2 protein-coding genes are annotated in these 872 nt (G+C 60.3%); both read left to right on the forward strand.

Translation table 11 applies throughout. From position 1 onward, the window contains the following. The first annotated feature begins 98 nt into the window (after positions 1-98). Positions 99-353: a GlsB/YeaQ/YmgE family stress response membrane protein gene (locus V7S63_RS28690; protein ID WP_336532834.1), complete on the forward strand. Its 255-nt coding sequence runs from the start codon at positions 99-101 to the stop codon at positions 351-353. A gap of 21 nt (positions 354-374) precedes the next feature. Next, positions 375-830 carry a YidB family protein gene (locus tag V7S63_RS28695; RefSeq protein ID WP_336532835.1) on the forward strand — a complete coding sequence of 152 codons (456 nt, stop codon included), beginning with the start codon at positions 375-377 and terminating at the stop codon, positions 828-830. Positions 831-872: the final 42 nt, after the last annotated feature.

Raw genomic sequence — 872 nt, forward strand, 5'->3', positions numbered from 1 at the left:
AAATGAATCGACCTTCTATCGGAACTTTCTACGCACAGCTGCGGTTCATGGGTGGCCCCGATCGCACATTGCGCCGGGCCAGATCATGAGGATCAGCCATGGGCATCATCTGGACGATCATCATCGGGTTTGTCGCTGGCGTCATAGCCAAGTTTCTTTCGCCCGGATCCAACGAGCCGGCTGGTTTCGTCCTCACGACCGTGCTCGGCATCGTCGGAGCCTTCGTCGCCACGTTTCTCGGCCAAGCGCTGGGTTGGTATCGCCCCGGTGAAGGGGCTGGCCTCATTGGCGCAGTGATCGGAGCCGTCTTGGTGCTCATGGCTTGGTCGATGATGAGTCGCCGCAACGCCTAGTACAAAGCGAGGAAGAGGCAGATGAGCAACGAAAATAGTGGCTTTCCGTCCATGACGGCTTTGCTGGGGCTGCTTGCAGTCGCGGGCTATCAAAACCGAGACAAACTCGCTGAATGGTTCGGCGGTTCACAGCAGGGAAAGCCCGCCCAGGATGCGCCAGCGGAGCTCGATAGGATCACAGGAGGTGCGCAGTCTGCCTCGGCGGGTGGGATCGGCGGTCTGCTGGGCAACGGTATCCAAGAACTGATCGAACGTTTCAAGCAGGCTGGCCGTGGCGAGGCTGCGGATTCGTGGGTCCGTAGCGGCCCGAACGAGCGTATCGAGGGGCGCGATCTGGAGCAGGTAATTGGCCCCGACATCCTGGACCGCCTCGCTGCACAGACTGGGCTCAGCCAAGAGGAAATTGTGGAGAGGCTGTCGCAGCGACTGCCCGACGCTGTCGACAAATATACTCCCGATGGGCGCATGCCGGCGTGAGCTGGAACAAGCCGACAAGAATGCGGCCCTTTTGAAGCTTGC

The organism is Allobosea sp. CCNWLY174 (assembly GCF_037120455.1).
Lineage (GTDB): Bacteria > Pseudomonadota > Alphaproteobacteria > Rhizobiales > Beijerinckiaceae > Allobosea > Allobosea lupini.

Excerpts from the sequence above, each read along its gene's own strand:
- V7S63_RS28690 (WP_336532834.1), top strand. The coding sequence starts at position 99 with ATGGGCATCATCTGGACGATCATCATCGGGTTTGTCGCTGGCGTCATA.
- V7S63_RS28695 (WP_336532835.1), top strand. The coding sequence starts at position 375 with ATGAGCAACGAAAATAGTGGCTTTCCGTCCATGACGGCTTTGCTGGGG.